Origin of the sequence: Thermogutta sp., from assembly GCF_014359955.1 — a bacterium.
Lineage (GTDB): Bacteria > Planctomycetota > Planctomycetia > Pirellulales > Thermoguttaceae > Thermogutta.
Genome location: NZ_JACIYL010000145.1, coordinates 1 through 7,515, shown reverse-complemented (window position 1 = coordinate 7,515; position 7,515 = coordinate 1). Strand labels below are relative to the sequence as shown.

The 7,515-nt window shown below is 61.2% G+C and carries 4 protein-coding genes; all 4 read left to right on the top strand.

Going from position 1 to position 7,515, the window contains the following annotated elements:
- Nucleotides 1–57: 57 nt before the first annotated feature.
- The 4 genes from H5U08_RS06500 to H5U08_RS06485 all read left to right on the top strand — a co-directional run bounded on the left by H5U08_RS06500 (nucleotide 58) and on the right by H5U08_RS06485 (nucleotide 7,470).
- A complete protein-coding gene (locus H5U08_RS06500) occupies nucleotides 58–1,827 on the top strand; it encodes a radical SAM protein (protein WP_297031428.1) in 1,770 nt (589 codons plus the stop codon).
- Between the two features lie 53 nt (nucleotides 1,828–1,880).
- Nucleotides 1,881–2,321, top strand: coding sequence for an NUDIX domain-containing protein (locus H5U08_RS06495; protein WP_297031426.1), 441 nt, complete (start codon nucleotides 1,881–1,883; stop codon nucleotides 2,319–2,321).
- A 237-nt stretch (nucleotides 2,322–2,558) separates the two neighbouring features.
- Nucleotides 2,559–3,605: a WD40 repeat domain-containing protein gene (locus tag H5U08_RS06490; RefSeq protein ID WP_297031424.1), complete on the top strand. Its 1,047-nt coding sequence runs from the start codon at nucleotides 2,559–2,561 to the stop codon at nucleotides 3,603–3,605.
- Between the two features lie 112 nt (nucleotides 3,606–3,717).
- Nucleotides 3,718–7,470, top strand: a complete 3,753-nt coding sequence (locus H5U08_RS06485; protein ID WP_297031422.1) for an SdrD B-like domain-containing protein — start codon at nucleotides 3,718–3,720, stop codon at nucleotides 7,468–7,470.
- Nucleotides 7,471–7,515 lie beyond the last annotated feature (45 nt).

Genomic DNA, 7,515 nt, shown 5'->3' with positions numbered 1-7,515 from the left:
TAAAGCCCTTTCGGTCCATTATTGGAAGTCTCTCTCAGCCCAGCGAGTTTGATCCGGATGCCACTTCACGTTGTTCTGGTCCAACTTCCGATCCCACCCCTGGGGCCCGAAGCGGTGCGGGGAAACGTCCCCCTTGCCGCCGGGTATCTGAAGTACTATGCGCAGTGCGTGCATCGGCTCCCGGCTGAAATCGAGATCCTCTCCCCCTCGCTTGCCGATCGGGCCGGCGATGCCGCGCTCCTTCGCGCCATTGTCGAGCGACAGCCGGATGTCGTCGGCTTTTCCTGCTACGTCTGGAACGCCGAGCGGTCTCTGTGGCTTGCCCAGCGGATCAAGGAACTGCGACCGCAAACCCGCATTGTCGTGGGCGGTCCGGAGGCAACATCCGATAATGCGTGGTTTCTCAATCATCCGGCGGTGGATTGGGCTGTTCTGGGCGAAGGTGAGGAGACGTTCGCGGAGCTCGTTGCCGTTCTTGCCGATTCGCCGCAATTGCTCATTCACCCCCTTGAAGCACCGGACATTCCGGGAACCTGGAACCGTCATCGTTCTCGCTTTGGACCACCCCGCCCGCAGTTGCGCTCACTGGACGCTGTCGGCCGTGTCTATCTGGACGGGATGATCGACCCCCGCTGGCACAACACGCTCCTGCTGGAATCCATTCGCGGATGCATCTTTCACTGTAGCTTTTGTTTCTATCCTAAAAGCTTTGACCGCCTCACGTACATGTCCCGCGAGGTCATCCTGGAAAACCTCCGTCTGGCGGAAGAGTGCGGCGTGGCGGAAGTGTTTCTTCTCGATCCCACACTCAATCAGCGGCGAGATTTTGAGGATTTCCTCCACACACTTCGGGAAGGAAATCCCCGTGGCAGCTTCACATACTCGGGAGAACTGCGAGCCGAAGGGATTCGTCCCGAACTGGCCCAGCTTATGCGATCGGCCGGCTTTGTCGAAGTTGAGCTCGGCCTGCAATCCGTGGGACGCACCGCCCAGGATTTGATGCACCGGCGGGTCAACCTCCCGGCGTTTGAACGGGGTGTTCAGGCGCTCATGGATGCGGGAATCCACGTCCGCGTGGATTTGATCATCGGCCTGCCGGGAGATACCGCCGAAACAGTGCGGCAGGGAATTGAATACCTCACTTCTTCCGGACTCTACCACGAGCCCCAGGTTTTTCGGCTTTCTGTCCTGCCGGGCACGGAGTTCCGTCGCCGGAGCGAGGAACTGGGACTCGAATTCCAGCCGCGTCCGCCTTACCACGTGTTGAGCACACCATCGCTGCGTGCAGAGGAAATCCAGCAGTTGATGGCCGAGGCCGAACAGGCCTTCCATACCGATTTCGATCCGCTTCCCATCGCCAACGACGAGCTTTCCGCGGAGCGCGTGAACCAGGGGGGAAGTGTGTGGAGAATCGATCTCGATGAGGCTTCTCCCGCACCCTCGCCGGAGACGGTTGACATCGCTCACACCTTGTGGATCACGGCGCGGGAATTTGCGGACCGGTCGGCCGAAATCGTCCCCTGGGTTCGGCGGGTGGTGGGTGAGAACCCCCATACGAGCCTCTGGGTGGTGCTGGACGTCACCGGGGCCGATTCCCTCCCCACCACGGAGGATGTTTTCCAGATCATGGACGCCCTGTACGAACAACCACCGACCTACTGGGATTGGCATCTGGCCCTCCATCCCAAGCCGGGACGCCTGGGAGCCAAAAGGATTGTGATCTATTCGGAGAGGCCTCTCAAAGGCCGATTGGCGAAGTGGCGGCGGAGCATCGGGCGGGTGGCGGATGTGGTGGAAAAGAACCGGGTGCTTCAGAAGACCGTCTGACGATCGTCATCGGCGGTTCTACCGTTCAGGAAAATCCCACAAAATGTGTGATCATGAACGATTCCTTGCGGGCATCGGAGCAGAACGAACAGCGGGTGGCCGTCGCGGTGGTCCACTTTGAAGACCTCGTCCTCGTGGGGCGGAGGCCGGCGGGGCGTCCCTGGGCAGGCTATCTGGAATTTCCCGGTGGTCGGTTGCAACCAGGGGAAGGTTGGGAACAGGCCGCCTTGCGTGAAACCCGCGAAGAGACGGGTTTAAGCGTCCGCATCGAAAAGCACCTCCTCACCGTCAATGCGGATTACGATTACGGCCGCCTGGAAATTCGCTTCTTTTCCGCCGTACCGGCCGCCGAAAGCCTACCGACACCCCGCGCCCCGTTTTTCTGGCTGGACATCGCCCGGCTCCTCCCGGAGGATTTTCCACCCGCCAACGCCGCGGTCATCGCGCAGCTTCGGCAGCGGCTGCTGGATGGCGGATCAGAGAAACGGGCATGACCTCCCGGCCTGTTCAATTCGCCAGGGAGCGCCGCAACCAGTCCCCGTTTCTGCCTGCGCAGCCGACATAATCGCTACAACCGATACACTCTTCCCTGTCAAAAGACACAGACTAATCCGAGTTAATCACTCAAACGGCGTTTGACGGCTGAAACAACGCTCTGCTTGCCGATTTCTAAGAAAGGACCGGCCTGCCGCCGGCATCGTACTCAAGCGTTTTACCCGGGAAGGTCAACAATGAAGATTTCGTGGCGTGCATATCCTGTGATGATCCTTGTGTGGGCCGCTTTCCAGGGGAACCTGTGTGCCCAGACGCCCACCGTTCTGAGTTCCTTTCATGTTGTGGATATGAAAAAACGGGGGGAATCGCGGGCGCCGGTGATCACCGCCCTGGACATGGATGCTGCCCATAACCTCCTCGCCACCGCGGGGGATGATCATCAGATTCGGCTGTTCGGCTCGGGCGGGGACCGACTTCTGGCCACCTGGCCGGGCGAAGGCTGGGTGTATGACTTGAGCTTCGATCCCACCGGCCGATATTTGGCAGCCGTGAATGAATGGGGTGTTCTCACGGTTTGGGAATGGCAATCCGCCAGACAACTGTATCGTGTCCAGGTGTCCGGTGTGGCGTTGAGAGCCGTCTCGTTCAGTTCGGACGGGCAACTCATCGCCGTCGCAGGGTTTGATCCGACGCTGACCATTCTTGAAACCCCTACCGGGCGGATGGTGCGGCAGTTTTCCACCGGTGTGCGAGACCTGCGGGACACCGCGTTTTCGCCGGACGACCGGTTCGTCGCGGTCACCGGAGGAACCGGCCGACTCCAGCTCTGGGAGGTTTCCACCGGTCGACGCGTGGTGGATCAGACGGTTGCGCTTCGCCGGCAGCGTGCCCTGGCTTTCGCACCGACCGGGCAACTCCTCGCCGTCGGGGGGGAGGATGGACGGGTGCGCGTCTTCGCCTTGTCGGCGTCCTCTTTGCAGCTCGTCACCAGCTTGGAAGTGGACGAAGGCCAGATCACCACGCTCACGTTCTGTAACGGCGGACAAGAAATCGCCGCCGGCACCTCCCGCAACGAAATCCGCGTTTTCGAAGTGGCCACCGGCCGGGAGATTGGACGGCTTCGTGGTCATACGGGCACCGTTGCCCGGCTCGTGTGGACCGCAGAACAGGGCGTGCTCGCCTCGGGAAGTTACGACACGACGATTCGGTTCTGGCGACTCCCGGCTGCCACAGTGGTCGGAGAACGCCCTGCAACAACCGTGCCCGGGGCCGTCCGCCAGTAAGCGCGCAAGCGTGAAGGGATACACCCTGAGAATGGCTACAGCCCGAAGACAGGGCCTTTCTGACCAGTAAAAAAACCATGCACGGAAGCCCAACCTCGCACGGAGGACGAGTGTGAAACGCATCATCACACGTCTATTCGGGAACGCACGCCATCCTGGTCGGCGATCGAGCCCCCACCGCGGTTACCGTCGGTGCCGCTTCGAACAGATGGAAGCGCGCATGCTCCTGTCGGCTTCGCCGATCCATCTGGGGATGGTCTATTACGAGGACGCCACCGGCACTGACGAAAGTGGCGATACGTTGGAGCTCACTTTCCAGGGTGGCGCCCCCGGGACCCAGCTTACCCGAATCGTTATTGACACCGACAAACTCGGGGACGGCCTGACGATCGGCGATTGTTTCTTCGATACGTCCCCGGACGGGTTGGGGGCTTTCGGTTATGGCCCGTTCAGCGTCGTCTCGGCCACCGGCATTGATGGCTACACGGTGTCCGTCGCCGATGGAGGGACAAAACTCGTTCTGGATTTCGTCGGCTTTGACGCCGGCGAACGGTTTGTCTTCACGATCGACGTCGATGAAATGGGCTTTCTGGGCCCCAATGCCGTGGCCGAGGGAAATGAGTTGGAAGGTTCCCGACTCACCGCGTGGTTCGTCGCGCCGCATTATTACGACGCGACGGGCGAAGACATGTTCATCGACGCGTATGACACAAAACTCGTGGATTCGGGCTTGACACTCCCGTCTGACAGCTACAGTCCTCCGCTGGCGGAACCTCAACCCGTCCGCACAGCCGGAGCGTTTATCAGCCTCATCCAGACCCCGCTTCCCGTGGCCATCAGCGGACGCGTGTTTGAAGATCCCAATCTGGATGTGGTTTTCAACCCAGGCGATCGGCCGCTCGCCGGTGTGACCCTCCAGCTCTGGCAAAAGACAGAGGACACGGGAGAGTACGTTTTCACCGGTCGCATAACAACCACCGACAGCGACGGCTTCTACCGCTTTGACAATTTCTTGCCGGGCACCTATCGCGTGGTTGAGCAGCAGCCGGATGGCTATCTCAGCGTGGGCGCGGCGGCGGGAGCGGTCAACGGCACCCAGCGCGGCACCGTCCAATCCGCGGATGTCATATCAGAAATCACGCTTCGCGGAGGTGAAGAGAGTCTTGGCAACAATTTCGCGGAGGTCCGGCCGGCCCGTCTTTCCGGTCACGTGTATCACGACATCAACAATAACGGTCTGCGAGAAGAGGGGGAAACCGGGATCCCAGGTGTCACGATTGTCGTCATTCGAGAGGCTGATAGCTTTGCGCCCCAGCAGTCCTGGACGGTGACCACCACCGCGGACGGAAGCTGGGCCGTCACAGGACTTTATCCCGGTACTTATCGCGTGGAAGAAGCACAACCTGCTGATTACATCGACGGCCTGGATCGCGCCGGATCGCAGGGCGGAGAAGCGCAGAACCCCGGTGATGCGATCACTCAGATCCACGTGCCGGCAGCTGGAGTCGGCACGGACTACGATTTCGGCGAAATCCTGCCGGCATCGCTGTCCGGATGGGTCTATTCGGATTTGAATCTCAATTGCCGTTACGATCCGGGCGAGCCGACGCTCTCCGGCGTGACGATCCAACTTCGTCTGGCGGACGGGAGTTTGCTCGCCACGGCCGTGACGGATGCCAACGGCCGGTATGAGTTTACCGGTCTTCTGCCGGGAACTTACACCCTGACGGAAATACAACCCGACGGCTTTTTCGACGGCTGCGACAGCGCGGGAACGGCCGGCGGGCAGCTTGTGGATCCCGACACCATATCCGGGATTATCCTGGTATCGGGAACACAGGGGCGGGAATATCTTTTTGGCGAAATCGCCCCGGTGAGCCTCGCGGGACGGGTCGTCTCGGATGAGAACGCGAACGATCTCATCGACGCCGGCGATCAACCCATCTCCGGCGTGATCATCGAACTTTACACGTCTGAGGGTCAGCTCGTGGCCAAAACCACCACCGATGCCGACGGGCGATACCGATTCGAGAATCTCTTTCCCGGTTATTATTCGCTGGTGGAAATCCAGCCGGGCGGCTACCTTGACGGCGCTGACTTTGTGGGAACGGCGGGTGGCGAATTGGATGGTAACGACCGCATTATCAACGTGAAACTGCCTCCCGGGGTGTCCGGGGAAGAATACAACTTCGCAGAAATCCGTCCGGCCAGCATCAGCGGCTATGTCTTTCAGGACGGCCCCGCCCTGACATACGTCTGGGGGCAATCGCGTCCCGATCCCTCCCGGCTCCGCGATGGTCGCCGCACGCCCGATGATACGCCGCTGGCCGGTGTCCAAATCGAGCTGCGTGATGCCCAGGGACGACCAGTGCTGGATGCCTCGGGCAAGCCGCTTGTGACCTACACGGACGCCAACGGGTTTTATCAGTTCACCAACCTTCGGCCGGGGATTTACACCATCCGTGAAATCCAGCCGGCAGGATACGAAGACGGCCCGGATACGGCGGGAACTCTGGGCGGACTGGCGGTCAATCCCGGAATGGATCTTGGCGCTCTTCCGCCGCTCGCGTTTGATCCCCAGTATGACGCGATTCTCCTGGTTCCACTGGGAGCCGGGAGCGAGGGAAAAGAGTACAACTTTGCCGAGGTGCTCGTGACGGCGATCCCGCCTTTCCTTCCCCCATTCACCCCACCTCCGTCACCACTGCCTCCACAACCACGGTCCCCGATCATTCCGCCGGAGAGCACACCCATCACCCTGCAGATTTCTCCCGTATTGCCAAACCAGCCCACTCTTCCCCGTTTTGCCGGAAGTGCGGGAACGGTGGAATACACCTGGCACCTGAGCGTCATCAACGGGGGAATGCCGCGACACCGCGACGACGGCCTGCACCAGGTGACCATTCGGGAAGCGAGTTATTTCGACCCTGCGCGATGGCAAGGTCTGCCGCTCGATCGCGGCGAATGGAAAATGCTTGATCTTGCCACGGGAGAGGTGACAACTTTCGGCACGCTGGGCACCGAGGCGGCACTCCCTGTTGTCGCCGATTTTGCTGGAGTGGGGCATGTCCAGCTCGGCGTGTTCTTTGGCGGAATGTTTTTTATCGACCTGAATGGTAACGGGGTCTGGGACGAAGGCGACCTGTGGATCAAGCTGGGCAGGGACGGCGATCAGCCCGTCGCCGGGGACTGGGATGGCGACGGCAAGGCCGACGTGGGCGTGTTCGGACCGGCGTGGCTGGGCGATGATCGGGCTCTGCGGGTCGAGCCGGGGCTTCCCGACGCCCAGAATCGGCTCGTGGCGCTGCGCCCCAGAAACCTGCCTCCCACTCCGGCCCAGGCCCCTGATGAACGGCGGATCCTCAAGCAGGGAGCCGCCGGCCCCGCTCGCGAAGACCTCATCGACCATGTCTTCATGTACGGTGAGCCTGGGGACTTCGCCGTCGTCGGCGACTGGAATGGAGACGGGATCGCCACCATTGGCGTCTTCCGCGGGGGCGTGTGGTATCTCGATATGGATGGCGATGGCCGCTGGGGCGAGAAAGATCGCCTTGCGTTCTTCGGTCAGCCCGGTGGTCTCCCCGTCGTTGGTGACTGGACCGGCGATGGCATCACCAAACTCGGTGTGTATCGCGACGGGCGCTTCATCCTGGATACCGACGGGGACTTCCGCCTCACCGAGGTGGACAAAGTGTTCTTGCTGGGTGGCAAGGGCGATCGGCCATTCGCGGGAGATTTCAATGGAGACGGCAAGGCCGAGGTGGGCGTCTATCACACTCGCGGTCCCCAGGAAAGCGGTTCTCCGCCGGTATCCCAGGGGGTACGGCCCCGAGTCGCAGAACCGGCCCCCAGTGCCGGAGACTGAAAGTCTTCGCGGAATCTCCTGTTCTGGGAAGCCCCCATTTCCGCT